The sequence below is a fragment of the Candidatus Vondammii sp. HM_W22 genome (genome assembly GCF_022530855.2).
Classification (GTDB): Bacteria; Pseudomonadota; Gammaproteobacteria; order Chromatiales; family Chromatiaceae; genus Vondammii.
In genome coordinates, this window is record NZ_CP099567.1 from 1,042,135 (window position 1) to 1,060,275 (window position 18,141).

Below are 18,141 nucleotides of genomic sequence, written 5' to 3' on the forward strand. Positions count from 1 at the left end.
CCGGGATAATCCCGTTTGATCCGTTTTCGGGGCTTAATCAGAAGGTTAAGTTCTAACCTCCCGATAAATGCGATACACCCGCTTGTGGTTCCAGCCATAGCCTTTCACATTGCGTAGATACAGAAAGCACAAACCAAAGCCCCAACGCTTGTGCGTTTGTCTCAGTCGCAATAGCCAATCGGCAATCTGCCTGTTTTCACTAGAGCATTTAGCCTCATATCGGTAACAGGTCTGACTGATACCAAAAGTAATACATGTAGATTCAAGGGGTGAGTTATAACTGAAAGTGTTGTTTGAAAGGAATTGAAAAAAAGCGGGGTATCTGGTTGATTTGTTGTTGCGAGACATCAAAACAACCATTGGAGATATGCCACCATGAGTAAGAATAACGTTGTTAAGCTGGCAGTTCGAGATACGATTATCGATCCGCTGACAGAGTTGCCGATCTACCAGGCGGTGGAGGCCGAGCTGCTGGAGCTGTTGGCGGAGCACGTCGAGCGACGGACAGAGGATGGCAAGGCGGGTGTGGTGCGTAATGGTCACCTGCCAGCTCGTAAATTGCAGACAGGATTGGAGAGGTGTATCCCATTAGTCGGACAGGCATACGGACAGTTTAAGTGACTTTTGCAACAATGTTGAAAGACAGGAGCAGAAGATGAGAAGAAAACGTAGAAACCATAAACCCAGTTTTAAAGCCAAGGTAGCTATTGCTGCCTTGAAAGGAGATCTGACTATGGCGGAACAATCAGAGAAATTTGATGTTCACCCCAATCAGATTACAGAATGGAAAAAGCTGTTACTGGAAAATGCAGATCGTGCTTTTGGAGGGGATCAAAAACCCACTGAAAATTCAGAAGTAAAGATCAAAGAGTTGCATGCCAAGATAGGTCGACTGACTATGGAGAATGATTTTTTATAACAAGGACGGGAAAGGATTCACGGTCCGAAAGGAAAAGGATGATTGATCGTCAGTATGAACTTCCGATTACGCGCCAGTGTCAGTTGTTGTCGCTGAACCGCTGGACTGTGTATTACCAGTCAAGAGCATAGGCCTCTGAAGAGGACTTGAAACTGATGCGGCATATTGATGAAATGGACATGAAACGGCCGTTCTATGGCAGTCGCAGAATTCGTGACTGGTTGTATGAAGAAGGGCATGAGATCAATCGCAAGCGTGTGCAGCGATTAATGTGCCAGATGGGTATTGCAGCACTGTATCCAAAGAAAAATACCAGTAAGCTCGGTAAAGGGCACAAAATTTATCCTTACTTGCTGAAGGTCCTGGAAATTAATCGGCCCAACCAGGTTTTCTGTTCGGATATCACGTATATCCCAATGGCCAAAGGATTTGTTTACCTGACGGTCATTATGGACTGGTATAGTCGCAAAGTGCTGTCCTGTCGAATATCCAACACCATGGACAGCGACTTTTGTGTTGATGCACTGGAAGAAGCGATAGAACGTTATGGTGCCCCCGAAATCTTTAATACAGACTAGGGCGCACAATTTACCAGTGAAGCTTTTACTGGAACATTGAAAGCAGCCAATATAAAAATCAGCATGGACGGTAAGGGGCGCTGGGTGGATAATATTTTTGTTGAACGCCTGTGGCGCAGCGTCAAGTATGAGGAAGTTTATCTCAAAGCTTATGATTCGGTTGTCGAAGCACGTTCAGGCATTGGTAAATATTTGAAATTCTACAATACTGAGCGAAAACATCAGGGGCTTGGCAAGACGCCAGATCAGGCGTATTTTGGTGAAATCACGTGGCAGGAAGCGGCGTAAGTAATGAGGATGAAAGTCACTTAAGCGACTGTCCAAATTGTGAGGTCCATTTCTTGGGGCCGGTCACGATCAAGATCCCCAAAGTTCGCGCGAAGACCGGCGAGCCGGTGACGTTCCGATCAGCTTTGGTGCCGCCGTATGTACGCAAGACGAAGTCACTGGAAGAGGCGCTGGCGTGGCTCTACCTGAAGGGGATTTCCAGTGGAGAGATGGGTGAAGCCCTGAAAGTGCTGGTGGTTCCGGATGCAACAGGCTTGTCGGCCGGCAGGGTATCGCGTCTGAAGCAGGTCTGGGCAGAAGAATATCGGAGCTGGTGCGAGGAGCGCCTGGATAAGGGCCATTGGGTGTATGTGTGGGCAAGGGCTGCCTATCGCGTGACGGCATGCTACACATGATGTTCAAACTCGGCCTGTGTGCCGAGAAGAAGTGGAGACGATTACGGGGTTTCGATTACCTGGCGAAGGTGGTAACCGGAATCAAATTTAAAGATGGTGTTGAGGTAGCAAGAGTTGATCAGGTCACCGCTTGATTCAACTGGCTAAACACCAGATTTGACTATAACTCTCAATGTGTTGCATCAACCCATTGAATCTACAATGGCGCGCTTTGCGCGGGGGCTCACCACTTTTTTGCTTGTATCTCCTTATGACCTCTGCTTCCAGGTCACGTTCTGCTAGCAGCTTTTTGAACCGCATGTTCTCATCCTTGACTCGCTTTAGCTCCCGCACATCTGAAACTTCCATCCCGGCATACTTGTTGCGCCAACGGTAGATCGACTGCTCCGATACGCCGTGTTTGCGTGCTGCCGCCACGGCCGTTGTTGCCTCTGCATCGCGCAGTACAGCCACGATCTGCTCATCTGAAAAATGTTCCTTCTTCATCCTGGTCCTCCTCAGGTAGAGAAAAACCTAACATACCACTGGTCTAGTGTTCGGGGGGCAATCCACCTAGCTTTCCGTCTCTCTGTCAAGACAGAGACTTTTTCCCGTATATTGCATAGTTTTTCCGAACAGGGACTGGTGCGGGTCAAAGGTGGTCATATTGAAATTCTTGATTCCAGGGGGCTGCGTAAACATGCGGAATCTGCCTGTGCCTGTGGTCAACAGCTCTGTCCTGCCAACGATATCTGGCATCTTCCACGCCTCTTTCAGGCGTTCCCCCGGTTCTTCATTCCAATCCCATGCTCCCGGGCAAATTGAAGCATACGCTCTATCGGTATCAGTGCCCGTTCTCTGATTGTCGGGTCGATATGGATTTCGTTGCCTTGGCTTTCCAGTACTTCCAGCAAATTGTGTAGCGAGTTCATGCCCATCCAGGGGCAGCGGGCGCAGCTCTGGCAAGTGGCGCCCGCGCCGGCAGTTGGGGCTTCGATCAGGGTTTTACCCGGGGCCAGCTGCTTCATTTTGTGGAATATGCCGCTATCAGTGGCAATGATAAACTCCTTGTTTTTCATGTCTCTAACCGCATTGATCAAGGCGGTGGTTGAGCCTACTACATCGGCTTGATCTATAATTGCCTCTGGTGATTCAGGGTGTACAAGTACGGCCGCATCAGGATGAAGCCTGCGGATACGCTCGAGGGCCACGGACTTGAACTCTTCATGGACCACGCAGGATCCTTGCCAGAAAAGCATTTCAGCGCCCGTCATTTTTTTAACGTAATGGCCGAGGTGTTTGTCCGGTGCCCAGAGAATCTTCTCCCCCTGCCCAGTAAGATGCTTGACAATGGGCAGTGCAATGCCGGAGGTGACTACCCAGTCGGAACGTGCTTTTACCTTGACGCTGGTGTTTGCATAGACCACCACGGTGTGATCCGGGTGCTGATCGCAAAAGCGGCTGAATGTATCGGCAGGACAGCCTTCATCCAATGAGCAGGTAGCATTCAGGTCAGGCATCATAATCCGCTTCTCAGGATTGAGTATTTTTGCCGTCTCTCCCATGAAGCGGACACCGCAGACTACCAGGGTGCCGGCGGACTGTTCGTTGCCGAAACGAGCCATTTCAAGCGAGTCGGCCACGCAGCCGCCGGTCTCTTCAGCAAGCTCCTGAAGGTCACCATCGGTATAATAATGTGCAACCAGTACGGCATCACGGGCTTTCAACAACTGTTTGATGCGCTCCTTCAGTGTATTTTTTTCCTCTCCGGAGAGCACCGGCCACTCAGGATGCGGCGGGACGACAACAGGGTGAAGTGCGATTTCATCTGGAATCTGTTTTTCAGTCATTGCTGTTCTCTAAATCAATATTTGGTTCAACAGACAATTTCGACTTGATCGGGGTTTCTCGGACGGTATACCTTGGCGGGTCTATGATTGCCGTTTCTGCGCTTTTCGCCGGTCTCTTCGATCAGGTTCTGGGCCAGTATCCATTTACGGAAATTTCGTCTATCCAGCTTTTCGTTGCGCAGAATTTCATAGACGGACTGCAGTTCGCTCAGGGTGAAGGTCTCAGGCATGAACTGGAAGGCGATAGTGGAGTAGTAGAGTTTTGCAACTAGTCTTTGATGGGCCAGGGTGGTGATCTTATTATGGTCAAAGGCCAGTTGTGGCAATTCATCGAGAGAGAACCAGGCGGCATCGGTGGCATCACTGGCCGCTTTCAGTTCCAACCTGTTGGATGGAACCAGGGCGTAGTAGGTGACACTGATGATTCTCTCTCGGGGATCCCGGTCCGGCCTGCCGAAAGTGTATAACTGCTCCAGGTAGAGATCGCGGAGCCCGGTCTCCTCCTCCAGTTCACGTTTGGCGCAGATCTCCAGGTCTTCGTCAATATTCAAGAAGCCCCCGGGAAAGGCCCAACAACCCTCATGGGGTGGGATGCCCCGGCGAATTAACAGCAGTTGTAGTTGCTGATCACGAATGGTGAATACCACGACATCCGTGGTTACTGCCGGATGGGGGTATGGGTAACAGTGTTGCATTGAATAGTTACTAAATGTATTTGATACGCATTAAGATAATGTGCTACGTACGCAATGTCAAACGGTTATGTTGTGCGATTAAAGTTCTTACGGTTTTTGCCGACATAAGGGGGTATTACTTTAATGAGTGCCCGCCTGAAAACGCTCAGAAAGGAAGATTGTGTCTGTAAAAAATATGCAAAGGAAGAAGTCGGGTCTCTCTGTGTTATTTGCGTCCATTTGTGGAGTTATAGTCAAATCTGGTGTTTAGCCAGTTGAATCAAGCGGCGACCTGATCGACTCCTGCTACCTCAATACCCTCTTTAAATTTGATTCCGGTTATCACCTTCGCCAGATAATCGAAACCCCGTAATCGTCTCCACGTCTTCTCGGCACACAGGCCGAGTTTGAACATCATGTGTAGCATGCCGTCACGCGATAGGCAGCCCTTGGAACGCTTGGTTCGATGGCGGATTATCCCGAAGGTGGATTCAATCGGATTGCTGGTCCGAATGCTCTGCTAGTGCTGCGCAGGAAATTGATAGAAAGCCATCAGTTCCTCTCGGTCTTTGTGCAGACAGATGGCAGCCTTCGGATACTTTGGCTCATACGTTTTGATAAACAGATCAAAGGCCTTTTCCGCATCGGCCTGGGTCTCCGCCTGCCAGATGTTGTGCAGTGCCTGCTTCGCTTTCGGCTGAGCTGACCTTGGCAGGCAGTTCAGCACGTTCATGGTTTTGTGCATCCAGCAGCGCTGCTGACGCGTCTCTGGATACACTTCCTCCAGTGCAGCCCAGAAGCCCATAGCACCGTCTCCGATTGCCAATTTTGGCGGGTTTAGTCCGCGTCACTTCAGTTTTAACAGCACCTCCCGCCAGCTCTGTGTGGACTCCCGTACACCATCCTCAATTGCCAGAAAATGCTTCTCACCACGCTCATTCACGCCGATCACCACCAGGGCACACAGCTTCGTCTGCTCTGCTCTCTGTCCGCTGTAGACACCGTCTGCCCACACATACACCCAATGGCCCTTATCCAGGCGCTCCTCGCACCAGCCCCGATATTCTTCTGCCCAGACCTGCTTCAGACGCGATACCCTGCCCGCCGACAAGCCTGTTGCATCCGGAACCACCAGCACTTTCAGGGCTTCATCCATCTCTCCACTGGAAATCCTCTTCAGGTAGAGCCACGGCAGTGCCGCTTCCAGTGACTTCGTCTTGCGTACATACGGCGGCACCAGAGCTGATCGGAACGTCACCGGCTCGCCGGTCTTCGCTCGTATTTTGGGGATCTTGACCGTGACCGGCCCCAATCCTGTCTGCAGTTTACGAGCTGGCAGGTGACTATTACGCACCACACCCGTCTTGCCATCCTCTGTCCGTCGCTCGACGTGCTCCGCCAACAGCTCCAGCAGCTCGGCCTCTACCGCCTGGTAGATCAACTGCCCTGCACCGCTTCTCAGCAACTCTGTCAGCGGATCGATAATCGTATCGCGACCTGCCAGCTTAACAACGTTATTCTTACTCATGGTGGCGTATCTCCAATGGTTGTTTTGATGTCTCGCAACAACAAATCAACCAGATACCCCGCTCTTTTTCAATTCCCTTCAAGCAACACTTTCAGTTATAACTCCCATTTGTGCTGACCTAGGCAGATGTAATTAAACTAAAAACAGGATTGGATATGCCAGGAAATACCATACGATGTTGCGAGAATTGCCTGGGTCTTCGTTGTTATAGCTCGCGGCTCCATACGTCCCGGTTGTTTTCCAACCTGCTGCGGTGCAATGAGGATAAAAAGGCCATCAATTTTGTCAATGTCGTAACGACCGCTTTTTTGCCACACAATCCATAGCTGCAAGGTATGCTTGAAGCTAGGTTGTCGAGGAATGATGTCAGCCAGTAATGCCGCCTGAGCCATCAGTAAACGGATCAAGTTGTAAGCCAAAAGATAGACCCACAGCTCCTTTTTCGCCATTTCCGGTGTGCGACAACTTAACGTTTCCATTCCCGGAGTGGTCTTGATGTTGCGTATATCCAACTCTACCTGCCAACGGTTCCGACAGAGTGCCTTCAGGGCGGCTTTGCGCGTACTTTTTGAGCAAAGTAGTGTTGTCACCAGGATCTTACCGCCAGCATGCAACTCCCGCACTTTCAATCTATCGCGGGGTTTGATCATACTCTGCCTGACTCATCCAGGCGGATTTGACTTTTGGCTTGTCTATTTCGATAAGATGATCTCGCGGGCCCAGATGCTCTCCTTGGCGAAAATCTGTGCTGCGCCACCGTGAATCATGTTGCTCGAAAACGCCATCCACTCCTTTGGCCTGAAGAGCGCACAACAGAAAACAGGTGGCATAATAAAGCATCCCCCAGAAAGATATCACCAGCGTCCAGGATACCAAGCATGGTTCTAAAGCCAGAAGTATCGATAACGTCTCTGTTGGCGGAAACAGCCTTTCCCGATGTTCCGGTAACAATGATTCGACTTGATTGAGAAACTCTGGGCCGGTTAGCAGATTAAAGAAAGCATAGGAATCACTGGGGTTGTGATACGTTTTTGTTGATGTATGCAGGCGCGTTGATCAGGATGCATTAAGGCGGCTTCCCTGCTTGATGGTTTGGCAATTAGCATTGCATCATCTGAACCAGTGAACTAGCCTTTTTTATTCGTTATATCAGCAGGTTATTGCTTAAGTAAGTAGCATTCACTCATGACCCTACTTTGGCTGCGAGAGTTATTGGTTTGGCACATTCGGCCTATTTTGGTCAGACACGTCCAATCAGCAGTGTTGAAGGTGTAATTATCAGGGTCCTTGGAAGGAGTTTAGCGCTGAGCATTGCCATCGCAGGATCATTCGATACGGATTGTTGCGTGGAATCCTATCTCTTCGGCTATTGGCTTGGGGCACTGGCCTCCGCTCAGCTTGCGAGGATGCTGGCGATGAAGATATCTGAAAGGGATGGCTCATTGCCTGATAGCGTCTATTTTGGAAGATTGTTCCATAATCTCGGAGTTCTGTTGCTGGCTCACGTCTATTCGGAACAGTACTCAAAGGCACTTGCTGACCCGCCGCTGGCATCTGTCCGATGCGGTGATTGATATGGAGCGGGAGGATCATCAGAGAGGTCAAAATGATCAGAATATGCCAGCCTTACTCGCTGGCAGCGCTGTGGATCGGATCGCCCATTACCGAAAGAGGGATGAGTTTAATTTGAAGGATGATCTATCTCTTCACCCCCTACTGTGGGTATGTTTATAGACGTTATTGCCGAAATTGAAGCAAGGTTCGATGCTCAGTGCGCTGATCTGAATGATTTGGCACAGATGCTGGCGTAAGTGTTCTGAAGTATTGATTTTTAACAGGTTTTATCAGTAGTGAAAGGGTTGTTGAAATGCCCCCATTCTATGGCCACTTGGCGTGTTAGGTTCTCCGCATTTCACGTAATCCAAAATACGCCATCTCTGGCGTGACGTAGTGTTGTGAACTGTGGGGTCGCCGCTCATTATATCGGCAACGCCACTGTTCAATAACAACTCTGGCTTCGGTCAGGCTACCAAATATCTCTGCATTTAAACACTCCTTGCGGAAAATGCCGTTGAAGCTTTCATTGCTGCCATTTTGCCAGGGTTTTCCCGGTTCAATATTGGCTAGCTTAATATCATCCTTTTCCAGTTCCTCGCGCAGTACGAAGGCCAACAGCTCAGCTCCGTTGTCGCTGCGAATGGCTCGGGGAATTTCGTAGCGAATGATTAATTCACGTAGCACCGCTTTCACGTGTTGACTCTGTAGGTATCGACCAGTTTTGATTGCCAGACAATAACCGGTTGCTTCGTCCTTGACCGTCAAGCACCGCAGAGGCTCTGCGTCATGATAGCGGTCATGTACGAAATCCCATGCCCACACATCATTCCGTCGTAGCGCCAATCCCTCCAGTTTTACCCCAGTGCGAATCTTCCGTCGAGGGCGATAAGGCGGCAAACACAGGCCATTAAGCCGCCAGAGTCGATATACGCGTTTGTTGTTTACCTGCCAACCTCTGAGCCGCAGATAGGCGCCTGCTAAACGATAGCCCCAACTGGGGTCCTCCCGCACCACTACACGCAACGCGGCCGACAGATGCCGGTCACGACGTTCTCGTTTTGAACTATAGTGAAGCCCCGATCGCGGTGTCGTACAAAGCCAGCTTGCTCGCCTTTGGCTAAGGCCCCGTTCAATAGCAAACAATGCCATGGCGCGCTTCGCGCGGGGGCTCACCACTTTTTTGCTTGTATCTCCTTCATGACCTCTACTTCCAGGTCACGTTCTGCTAGCAGCTTTTTGAGCCGCATGTTCTCATCCTTGACTCGCTTTAGCTCCCGCACATCTGAAACTTCCATCCCGGCATACTTGTTGCGCCAACGGTAGATCGACTGCTCCGATACGCCGTGTTTGCGTGCTGCCGCTACGGCCGTTGTTGCCTCTGCATCGCGCAGTACAGCCACGATCTGCTCATCTGAAAAATGTCCCTTCTTCATCCTGGTTCTCCTCAGGTAGAGGAAAACCTAACATACCACTGGGTCTAGTGTTCGGGGGGCAATCCATTGTAACATCACTTTCTCTCGCTGACCGGTGGGCTATCTTCAGTCAGTAAACTGCACGATATCGCCATCGGTACGGTGTCGGAAAAAGAGTTGCTGGAGTAGTTAGTCAATACGCTGCTTGAACATCAGGATCTAGAAGCCAGTTCGGTGTTCCTGTTATTGGATGGGCAGCTCAGGTGTGTAGTGGCAGTGGATGGAGCTACCGTTATGCCCCGGAAAGATACTCGATCTGACAGTGCTTTTGAAGAAATACGGTTCTCCGTGGGAGAGGGTATCGTTGGCACCGCCTAGTTAGACAGGAGAGATTCAGTATTGCCCGAACTGTTAGAGTGAAGAGACTTTCAGACAACTAAAAAAACAGCAGCCTTATTTGTAATAAGAGATCAATGTTGTCACTGCCCATGGTCTCAGATGGAAAGCGATTGGGCGTTCTCAATGTGTCACATCATCCGGACTTTTTTGAGATGTGGCATCAGCACATGCTCACTCTCTACGGGCGGCGGCTCCATCTGCATCGTCTGGTACATAATCTTGAAGGGGCTGTCCGGTTGCGGACCCGTGAGTGTGAACTGGCCTGGAAGATTCAGAAAATCTCCGCAGGTGCTATCAGCAACCCTTGATCAAATGATGGACTGACCGGCTTGTTCAACCGAGGGTACTTTTTTAAAGAGGGCATTTCCATGTTATCCAGGGCAGTGCGTTATGAGCTGCCTTTCAGTCTGATTCTTATCGGTATCGACCCACTTCAAGAGAGTAAATGATACCTGGGGTCATCAAGTGGGTGACCGGGCGCTGCGCATGGTTGCTCAGGTGCTGCAGAATGAGATAAAAGAAGGTGACCTACTCCGGGCCCGTATGGGGGGACGAGTTCGTCATGGTGTTGTCGAATACCAGTGGCATAGGGACTGCTTTGATGGCACGGTGTATCCAGGAGAAGGCTGCTTCACTGGGGCTGGTGCCAAAGGGAGACACACAGACCATCAGTATCGGTATGACGTTTCTTAATAATAATAGAGGTGAAGAGGACCTGAACCAGCTTTATCAGCAGGTAGATACGGCCATGTACCGGTGCAAGAAGGAGGGGCGCAACTGCCGCCTATTTTACGCTCCTTCTATGGATGAGTGATCCTTGCACTGGTTCACACAAGAGACCTATCCAAGAGGAAAAATATTCTGCGCTAAAGCCGGTGGTGCTCCGGAAATAAGGGGGGGCCCTTGTCAGTTGGCATTTGCCTTTTTAATTTCGGCTGTTGCCGTGGGTTCAACGGCTTCGGGAGTTGTTTCCGGTGTTGGCTGAAGCTGGACAGTTGCCAGATCCTTGCCTGAAGGATTGGTGAAGTTGTCATTGAGTGTTTGCACGTAGCCATCGGCATCCGCCAATACCTGATACATGCGTTTTCTGCAACCGCGCCCCCAACCTGTCGGTGATTTACTGAAGATACTGCGCCAGGGTTTTGTATTTTTCCTGAAAGCCTTTAATAGACTGCCGCGTAGATCAGAACTCTGCTCCTGCTTTGCCAGCTTTTTGTGCAGGCTACCTGCAGCTAAAAGGCGGACAAAGTAGTGCAGACTAAAGACGACAATTGCAGCGACAACCGCAGTGGTATAGCTGAGGAGAGGGTTGGCAAGCAGGCTATTGAGCGAGGGCGGGGTAAAACTGAGGCCATTCCAGTAGTCCAGTTTGATGGTCAGTCCTAAAATCAGCGCAAACAGCAATCCGAATGCCAGACCGTCCCCCAAAAGTACCCTTTTCTTCCACTGTTTAATGGCATCTTTGATGGCGGGTACAATCCGCTCTTCGATATTACGTGCGGTTTTTTCCAGTGCGCCGACAATGCGGTAGGCACGTTCGATCTCCACCTCCTGCATGCGGTTGTGGATCTCCTGTAGATCGGCATCCCTTTTTCGCTCAAACCGCTGGCGCAGGTTGTCATCATCGATTGGAACAGACGCATCCGGGTTGTAAATGGTGTAGAAGCGACCGGCGGTCAGGCCGCGTTCTCCCAGGGCGCGCTGCCAGGCGGCAACTACCTCTTCCGGATTGTCTTCCCTGGCAGTGGTATCGATCTGATTGAGAATATAGAGAAATTTTCCGGAGTCCGGTCGGTTGATTGTGCTGCTGACCAGATGATCCAGGGTGTCGATCATGGCGCCTGGTTCCGGATGCCGGGCATCGAAAAAGACCAGCACTAGATCGGATAGATCGATAATGTGATCGGTGATGCGCAGGGTGGAGGTGCGCTGGGCATCGGCATCAAATCCGGGGGAGTCGATCAGTATTTTTCCCCTGACATTTTCACTGGGACAGGTTTTGAGTTGCAGATAGGCATCAATACGCTCTCCTTCGCCCTCTGCTACCAGTTCGATTTCGCTACTCATCTGGTAAAATGGAAAGCGGGGGTCAGAGTCCAGTGCCACACCCGGCAGTGCGTGGGCTGTTTTTTCCCGGCTGTAGCACATGACGGTGAACTTATCGTCCACGGCCTGATTGCCGGTGCGCTGTAGCTTATATTCCAAGTAGTGGTTGATGAAAGTGGACTTGCCCGATGAAAAAGTACCCAGTATCGAAATTAATGGCCACCAGGGAATTTGCGTGGCAAAAGACTCATCATAGTCCAGCAGTCCCATCTTATAGGCGATCTGGTCAAGTTTTCTGAAGCTTTGGACGGTGCTTAGCAAAACAGAGTTTTCCTGCTCGAGATGCGCCTCCAGATGTTTTAACCGTCCTTCGATGAGTCTTCCTGCGTTGTTCATGAACTACTCCCTAGGTAGTTAGTGCGCTACGAATAACAATTCAGCTGCCTGCATTGGTGTCGTTTGTCACTTCTATTCAGTGTCTGCCATCCAGATGGACACAGTTTGATACTACCCCGGCTGAATTTCTTCGGGTAGTCCGAAGAATAGAGAAAAATGGTCCTTCTCAAGAATACTTTAGCGGTGAGGGTTTGGTAAAAATAATCGAATTTGCCCAATTACTTAAACTTAAATTAGTATATTAATTCACGTAATGAATGTAGTGGTTTGTTGCAATAGACCCTTCCATAAGAGATACTGAAGAGCATCTATAACCAGCCTTTGTGGTTTGCCCGTGTTCGCAAATAGGGTGCCAGAGAAAGCTGGAAAATAATTAAGTGTATGGAGGTGGTGTGATGGCTGATCTGTTTTCAGATGAGTGGATGAAAGGTTTTATGGAACAGTGGAATGCCGACCCCGATCTATCAAGTGCTTTGGGACGGATAGGTTTCGGTAGTGTAATAGGCTACGGTTTCGATGGAGAAGATCAGCCAAAGGGTTTCATTACCATAGAAAACGGGCAGGCTGTCGGTGCTGGCGCCTATAATGGCGAGGCACTGAACTGGGATATTCGGTGCAGTGATGCGCAGTGGAAAAAATGGATGGGCAAACCGCCAGGGATGATGGGATTGGGTGTGGCTTTTACTTCCGGTAAAGTGAAATTCGAAGTTGGGGATTATAGCGCTATGTTCAAGGACCCGCGTATGGCAGGGCCTTTTATAAAGACGTTTTCCGTAATGGGTCGGGTCTGAATGCGCCCTTTGCTGTGCTGGCCTGAACCAGGCCAGTGCGGCAATGAATCATTTATGCAGTGTAAATTTCAGCAGGGTAAAACAAATCAAGATGGGAATTAATCTCCATACGCTTGTAACGGCGGCAAGTTTTGTCGTTGCTGCAACTTTACCTATCCAGAGTCCGGCACAGGTTGGTGGTAGTGATTATTTTACGGTTCAACAGGCCCGCGGGGCGCCGACGGTCTCCCTTGGCGGGACCGTCATTCCCTACAAAGAAGTAACACTCTCTGCCCAGTTGCCAGGTCGGGTAGAAACCTTGGCTGGTATTGAGGGCGACAGCTTCACCAAGGGTACATTGTTGGTTTCATTGGACGATACAGAGCTTCTGGCCAAACGGAATGCAGCAATTGCAGCAATGGCGAATGCCGATGCCCAGGTGCGTATGGCTGGCGTCCAGTATAGTCGCGAACTCTGGGCTCCCCAGTCGAAATCGGCAGTGGGCGGCATGGGGATGCCAAATCTGTTCGATCAGATGTTTACCAGCCCGATGGAGAGCTTCTCCGGCACCCGGAGTCAGGGGATGGAGCGCCGGGCCGATCTCTACTCACAAGGGGTACAGATCACCCAGGCACAAAACTCCCTGATGGCGGCACAATCACAAATTCAGGCGATCGATGCCAAGTTGCGGGACGCCAGAAGTCTGGCACCTTTCGATGGCGTGATAATGAGAAAGTACATTGAAGTGGGCGATACCATGCAGCCGGGCCAGCCACTGCTGGTATTTGCCGATGTGGAATATCTTCAAGTGCTGGTTGATGTTCCCGCAAGACTCTGCCCCGGACTGAGTGAAGGTATGATGCTCCAGGCCCAGCTGGATGTCGGCAATCAGGTGGTCCCGGTGCGGGTGGCACAGATTTTCCCGATGGCGGATGCTCAGCGCCATACGGTCAAAGTAAAATTCGATCTGCCCCAGGGTGTTTCTGCTCCTGGCATGTACTCAAAAGTAATAGTACCGGATTTTACTGCGCCCACACGTAATTATCCGGTGATCCCTGTCAGTGCCATCCGCTATAACGGCAGTCTTCCAGGTGTCTATGTCCAAGGTGAGAATGATCAGCCTGAGTTGCGTCTGATCCGCGTGGGCGAAAAGCTAGATGGAGGATACATCAGTGTTCTTTCCGGCCTGAGTGAAGGTGAACGCATATTGCGCAATCCGCAAGCCGGTGTTTCATCCGGTTGGTCTACCTCCAGTGGCGGTAGATACTGAGCTATAGTTACTTAGGCGGTTACGGATTGTGTGCCCCGCCTTACCGCCCCGACCCTGTCATTTAATAGCCATAGTGTATAGAAAGCATAATGATGAGTCAGGAAGACCCAAATAACGGCAATCTGAAGCAGCCAATCGAAGCTACAGATGAACAGCTTGGGCTCGCCGGTCGTACTGCACGTTTCTTTATCAATTCACCCCTCGCACCACTGTTTTTCGTCTCTATGATGTTAATGGGCCTGTTGGGGCTGGTGATGACACCGCGGCAGGAAGATCCACAGATATCTGTCCCCATGGTGGATATCTTTGTCCAGTACTCAGGTGCTTCGGCCGACCAAGTTTCCAATCTTGCGATTGAGCCCCTGGAACGGATCATGAGTGAGATCGATGGGATCAAGCATGTCTATTCCGTTGCACAGCGGGGCATGGGCATGGTGACTATCGAGTTTGATGTGGGCGAGGAGATGGGGCCATCCCTGGTCAAGGTTAACGATAAGCTTGACTCCAATATGGATATGATTCCTCCCGGAGTGTCGCCTCCCCTGGTGAAAGCCAAGGGGATTGATGATGTCCCTGTAGTCAATATCACTCTCTGGTCCAGAGACCTGGATAAGGATGGCGTTCCCGACGTCGATGATGGTCAGTTGCGGATGCTGGCTCACGATGTCCTTCAGAGTGTTAAAGAGATTCCCAATACAGGCAATGGTTTTGTGGTGGGTGGCCGTGCTGAGCAGGTGACTATCGAGGTTTTCCCTGAACGGCTGTCGGGTTACGGTATTAGTCTCGATCAGGTGGCCAATACTGTCCGTACCGCGAATAGTGAGCAAAAAGCGGGTGGTGTAGAGTCAGGCAATACCCACTTTACCGTGATGACAGGCGCTTTCCTGAATACGGTGGAAGATATCACCATGCTGGTGGTAGGCACCCATAATGATATTCCTGTCTATCTGCATGATGTCGCCAGGGTCACCCAGGGACCAGAGGATGCCAAGCAATTGGTAGCCTACTATACCGGGACGGCGGGTGATCACGAGCAGCCTGCCAGCGGTGTGCCGGCGGTGACCATCGCTGTGGCGAAAAAACCCGGTGTCAACGGTGTCACCGTTGCCAATGCCATTATAAAACGCGTCAATGATCTGGAAGGCACCAGGATACCGGCTAACGTTGCCGTCAATATCACCCGCGATTACGGTGAGACCGCCAATGACAAAGTTAATGAGCTGATCTTCAAGCTCTTCGTGGCCACCGGTTTCGTTTTCCTGCTGGTGCTGCTTGCTTTCCGCGCATTGCGGCCTGCTATTGTCGTTGTACTGGTGATTCCGGTCGTCTTGTTGATGACGATTTTTTACGCCTGGGTTGCTGACTATACCATCGACCGGGTGAGCTTGTTTGCACTGATTTTCTCAATCGGTATTCTGGTGGATGATGCCATTGTGGTGGTTGAAAATATCTATCGCCGCTGGCTTGAGGAGGGGAAGACGGATGCTGTTACCGCCGTAGACGCTGTGCGCGAAGTGGGTAACCCGACTATCCTTGCAACCTTTACTGTGATAGCGGCACTCATGCCCATGGGATTTGTCAGTGGCATGATGGGCCCTTATATGGCGCCGATTCCGGCCTTGGGTTCGGCGGCAATGCTGATTTCTCTGTTTGCAGCGTTTGTTTTTACTCCCTGGTTGGCAATCTCACGCTGGCTCCGGCCCTCCATGTCCTATTTGCTAGTGGCTGAAAAGCGTGAGCATAAGGAAGCGGAAAAAATGGAGCGTTTTTACCGCAAAATCTTGACGCCACTGATCGAGCACCCGCGGAAACGTTACCTCTTCAGAATTGTGCTCTGGGGTAGTTTTTTCCTCGCCTGCTCCATGTTCTATACCAATACGGTTGCTGTAAAGATACTGCCGTTGGATAACAAGCCGGAATTTTCTGTGGTGCTCGATATGCCGGAGGGCACTGCGCTGCCGGTAACCATCAATCTGGCCCACAAAATTGCTGAAAATATCAGGAAAATGCCGGAGGTAACAGCAATCCAGGTTTATGCTGGCACTGCAAAGCCCTATGACTTCAACGGGATGGTGCGCCACTACTATCTGCGTCAGGACCCCTGGCTGGCTGAAATTCAGGTGCAGTTACTGCACAAGAGCAAACGAAAGCGCAGCAGCCATGAGATTGCAGTAGAGACGCGCAAAGTACTAGAGCCCATTATAAAAGCATCGGGTGCAAAATATGCCGTGGTTGAAATGCCTCCCGGCCCCCCCGTGCTGCAGTCAGTGGTGGCTGAAGTCCATGGGCCATCCGCGGAGATACGGCGTCAGGTGGCAAGAGACCTGACAGGGATCTTTTCCCGTGCGGAGAGCCTGAGAGACGTCGATAGCTATATGCGGGACGACTACGAGTATTGGCGTTTCCGCGTGGATACTGAAAAATCGGTGCGCCGTGGCATCTCTGTCGATACTATCAACCGAAATCTATCCATGGCGCTGGGCGGCATGGTGCTCGGTGATGTCAAACAGCGGGCAGGGCACGAGCCGGTCAATATAGTGATCCAGGTTCCTCTGGCTGAACGTTCTCAGGTAACCCGGCTGGGGGATCTGCCCATTCAGTCTCAATCAGGTATTACTCTGCCGTTACGGGAGCTGGGTAAATTTGAGCGTATGGCCGAAGAAGAGGTTATCTACCACAAGGATCTTCGGGGTATCGAGTATGTAGTCGCCGATGTGGGTGGTAAATTGGCTGCACCGATCTATGGCATGTTCCAGGTCCAGGATATTCTGGCAGCGGAATATACAGTGCTAGACGGGGTGAAGCTCGATACATTCTGGCTGAAGCCCCCCCCGGATGACACGGTCTCCAGTATTGAGTGGACGGGTGAATGGACAGTCACCTTCGAGACCTTCCGCGATATGGGCGGCGCCTTTATGGTGGCATTGGTAATAATCTATATTCTGGTTGTCTGGGAGTTCGGTAATTTCCGGATTCCGGCACTGATTATGGCACCTATTCCATTGACGCTTATTGGCATTATTCCCATGCATGCAATTATGGGAGCCGAGTTCAGTGCCACTTCGATGATCGGTTGGATTGCCTTGGCGGGTATTATTGTGCGTAACTCCATTCTGCTGGTGGATTTTTCCGTGCATGAGATTCAGCGTGGAATACCGGTTGCAGAGGCGGTGATAAGGGCGTGTAAAACACGTACGCGTCCCATTGTGATTACGGCACTGGCGCTGGTGTGCGGTTCCAGTGTGATCTATACCGATCCGATCTTCCAGGGGATGGCTATCTCCCTCTCTTCAGGTGTTTTGGTGTCCACCATTCTGACACTGATCGTGATTCCATTGGGTTGTATCAAATCGAGCAAGGCGCTCTGTGAAGTGGCGGGTGCCGGCTATGATAGTGGCGGCACCCCAATGCCTGAAGAGGAAGAGGTGGTAGAGGCGCCCGCTGCAACGGTATATAAAACACCGATCCCGCTGGTTATCTGGGGTAAGGTGGCGACCGTTTTGATGATGCTGCTTTATGCAGTGCGCGGTATTTTTCTGTTGGTTAGCAAGCTTGTCAGCAAGCCGAAGGTGCCGCCCCCTGTAGTTTCTCCGGCTCCGGTAACGGCCAGCACGCCTGTGGTAAGCGAGGATAAAACTGTTCAGCAGAGAAAGGCGGCAGAGGTTCCTGTCGTTGCAGCAGATGTCGAAACTGTTGCAGATTTACCTTCTGCGGCAACAGGAAAGCCGGTGGAAGAGAATCAGCTGCCAAAAATTGAAGTGACAGCGGAGAAACCGATCGATAAGAGTCCGGAGCCGGTAGCTGAAGCCGCGGTGATCAGGAAAAAGAGTCAGGCTAAGGCACGCCCGGTTAAAAAGCGTGTTGCTAAGAAAAACATCGCTAAAAAACCACCGGCCCCGAAGAAACGACCGGTTAAAAAAGCGATTAAAAAAAGTGTTCCAAAGAGTGTTGCCGGGAAATCTGTGGAGCCTGGAAAACCAAAGGCTACGACTTCAGGAAAATCTAAGCCAGCCCTTCGCAAGGGTGCACGCAGAGGTATCAGGCTGAAGCTGGGTGATAGAAATGGGATGGAATAATTGG

At 50.8% G+C, this 18,141-nt stretch carries 12 protein-coding genes and 8 pseudogenes; 11 read left to right on the plus strand and 9 right to left on the minus strand.

Annotated features, from left to right (window positions below):
* Positions 1 to 2: 2 nt before the first annotated feature.
* Positions 3 to 255, minus strand: a pseudogene (locus tag MN084_RS05910) (IS3 family transposase); the annotation flags it as partial.
* A gap of 120 nt (positions 256 to 375) precedes the next feature.
* Between MN084_RS05910 and MN084_RS05915 the strand changes: the two are divergent.
* The 4 genes and pseudogenes from MN084_RS05915 to MN084_RS19345 all read left to right on the plus strand — a co-directional run.
* Positions 376 to 573: pseudogene (locus tag MN084_RS05915) on the plus strand (IS256 family transposase); the annotation flags it as partial.
* 82 nt (positions 574 to 655) lie between these two features.
* Positions 656 to 1,785, plus strand: a pseudogene (locus MN084_RS05920) (IS3 family transposase).
* Between the two features lie 53 nt (positions 1,786 to 1,838).
* A pseudogene (locus MN084_RS19340) lies at positions 1,839 to 2,144 on the plus strand (transposase); the annotation flags it as partial.
* Positions 2,145 to 2,176: 32 nt separating this feature from the next.
* Positions 2,177 to 2,314 (plus strand): hypothetical protein, encoded by a 138-nt coding sequence (locus tag MN084_RS19345; RefSeq protein ID WP_445083894.1) that lies wholly within the window; start codon positions 2,177 to 2,179, stop codon positions 2,312 to 2,314.
* 1 nt (position 2,315) lies between these two features.
* Here MN084_RS19345 and MN084_RS05930 read toward each other — a convergent pair whose 3' ends face one another.
* On the minus strand, positions 2,316 to 2,666 hold the full coding sequence (locus MN084_RS05930; protein ID WP_241086821.1) for a transposase: 351 nt from the start codon (positions 2,664 to 2,666) through the stop codon (positions 2,316 to 2,318).
* On the opposite strand from MN084_RS05930, the gene MN084_RS05935 reads away from it, so the two are divergent.
* Positions 2,652 to 2,984 (plus strand): helix-turn-helix domain-containing protein, encoded by a 333-nt coding sequence (locus MN084_RS05935; protein WP_241086820.1) that lies wholly within the window; start codon positions 2,652 to 2,654, stop codon positions 2,982 to 2,984. The genes MN084_RS05930 and MN084_RS05935 overlap by 15 nt on opposite strands.
* Here the strand turns inward: MN084_RS05935 and nadA are convergent.
* From nadA to MN084_RS05955, 4 genes and pseudogenes are all read right to left on the minus strand, one after another.
* On the minus strand, positions 2,933 to 4,009 hold the full coding sequence (gene nadA / locus MN084_RS05940; protein ID WP_241086819.1) for a quinolinate synthase NadA: 1,077 nt from the start codon (positions 4,007 to 4,009) through the stop codon (positions 2,933 to 2,935). The two genes, MN084_RS05935 and nadA, sit on opposite strands and share 52 nt — an antisense overlap.
* Positions 4,010 to 4,035: 26 nt before the next feature.
* On the minus strand, positions 4,036 to 4,656 hold the full coding sequence (locus MN084_RS05945) for an NUDIX hydrolase (RefSeq protein ID WP_320416446.1): 621 nt from the start codon (positions 4,654 to 4,656) through the stop codon (positions 4,036 to 4,038).
* Between the two features lie 307 nt (positions 4,657 to 4,963).
* Positions 4,964 to 6,211 (minus strand): annotated as a pseudogene (locus MN084_RS05950) (IS256 family transposase).
* A 188-nt stretch (positions 6,212 to 6,399) separates the two neighbouring features.
* Positions 6,400 to 7,097: pseudogene (locus MN084_RS05955) on the minus strand (transposase); the annotation flags it as partial.
* 307 nt (positions 7,098 to 7,404) lie between these two features.
* On the opposite strand from MN084_RS05955, the pseudogene MN084_RS05960 reads away from it, so the two are divergent.
* Positions 7,405 to 7,785: pseudogene (locus MN084_RS05960) on the plus strand (HDOD domain-containing protein); the annotation flags it as partial.
* Positions 7,786 to 8,107: 322 nt separating this feature from the next.
* Here the strand turns inward: MN084_RS05960 and MN084_RS05965 are convergent.
* A complete protein-coding gene (locus MN084_RS05965) occupies positions 8,108 to 8,917 on the minus strand; it encodes an IS3 family transposase (protein ID WP_330178419.1) in 810 nt (269 codons plus the stop codon).
* A 20-nt stretch (positions 8,918 to 8,937) separates the two neighbouring features.
* Positions 8,938 to 9,201: a transposase gene (locus MN084_RS05970; protein WP_241084966.1), complete on the minus strand. Its 264-nt coding sequence runs from the start codon at positions 9,199 to 9,201 to the stop codon at positions 8,938 to 8,940.
* A gap of 455 nt (positions 9,202 to 9,656) precedes the next feature.
* Here MN084_RS05970 and MN084_RS05975 point away from each other — a divergent pair, with 455 nt between their 5' ends.
* Both MN084_RS05975 and MN084_RS05980 read left to right on the plus strand, forming a co-directional pair.
* Complete coding sequence (locus MN084_RS05975; RefSeq protein WP_330178420.1) at positions 9,657 to 9,887, plus strand: hypothetical protein; 231 nt, start codon at positions 9,657 to 9,659, stop codon at positions 9,885 to 9,887.
* 178 nt (positions 9,888 to 10,065) lie between these two features.
* Positions 10,066 to 10,393, plus strand: a pseudogene (locus MN084_RS05980) (diguanylate cyclase domain-containing protein).
* A 92-nt stretch (positions 10,394 to 10,485) separates the two neighbouring features.
* Here the strand turns inward: MN084_RS05980 and MN084_RS05985 are convergent.
* Complete coding sequence (locus MN084_RS05985; protein ID WP_241086813.1) at positions 10,486 to 12,021, minus strand: dynamin family protein; 1,536 nt, start codon at positions 12,019 to 12,021, stop codon at positions 10,486 to 10,488.
* Between the two features lie 395 nt (positions 12,022 to 12,416).
* Here MN084_RS05985 and MN084_RS05990 point away from each other — a divergent pair, with 395 nt between their 5' ends.
* The 3 genes from MN084_RS05990 (at position 12,417) to MN084_RS06000 (ending at position 18,137) form a co-directional block, all read left to right on the plus strand.
* Positions 12,417 to 12,812, plus strand: a complete 396-nt coding sequence (locus tag MN084_RS05990; RefSeq protein ID WP_241086812.1) for an SCP-2 sterol transfer family protein — start codon at positions 12,417 to 12,419, stop codon at positions 12,810 to 12,812.
* A gap of 91 nt (positions 12,813 to 12,903) precedes the next feature.
* The gene (locus MN084_RS05995) at positions 12,904 to 14,061 is read left to right on the plus strand and encodes an efflux RND transporter periplasmic adaptor subunit (protein WP_445083946.1); all 1,158 of its coding nucleotides are present in this window, start codon (positions 12,904 to 12,906) and stop codon (positions 14,059 to 14,061) included.
* A 92-nt stretch (positions 14,062 to 14,153) separates the two neighbouring features.
* A complete protein-coding gene (locus tag MN084_RS06000; protein ID WP_241086810.1) occupies positions 14,154 to 18,137 on the plus strand; it encodes an efflux RND transporter permease subunit in 3,984 nt (1,327 codons plus the stop codon).
* Positions 18,138 to 18,141 lie beyond the last annotated feature (4 nt).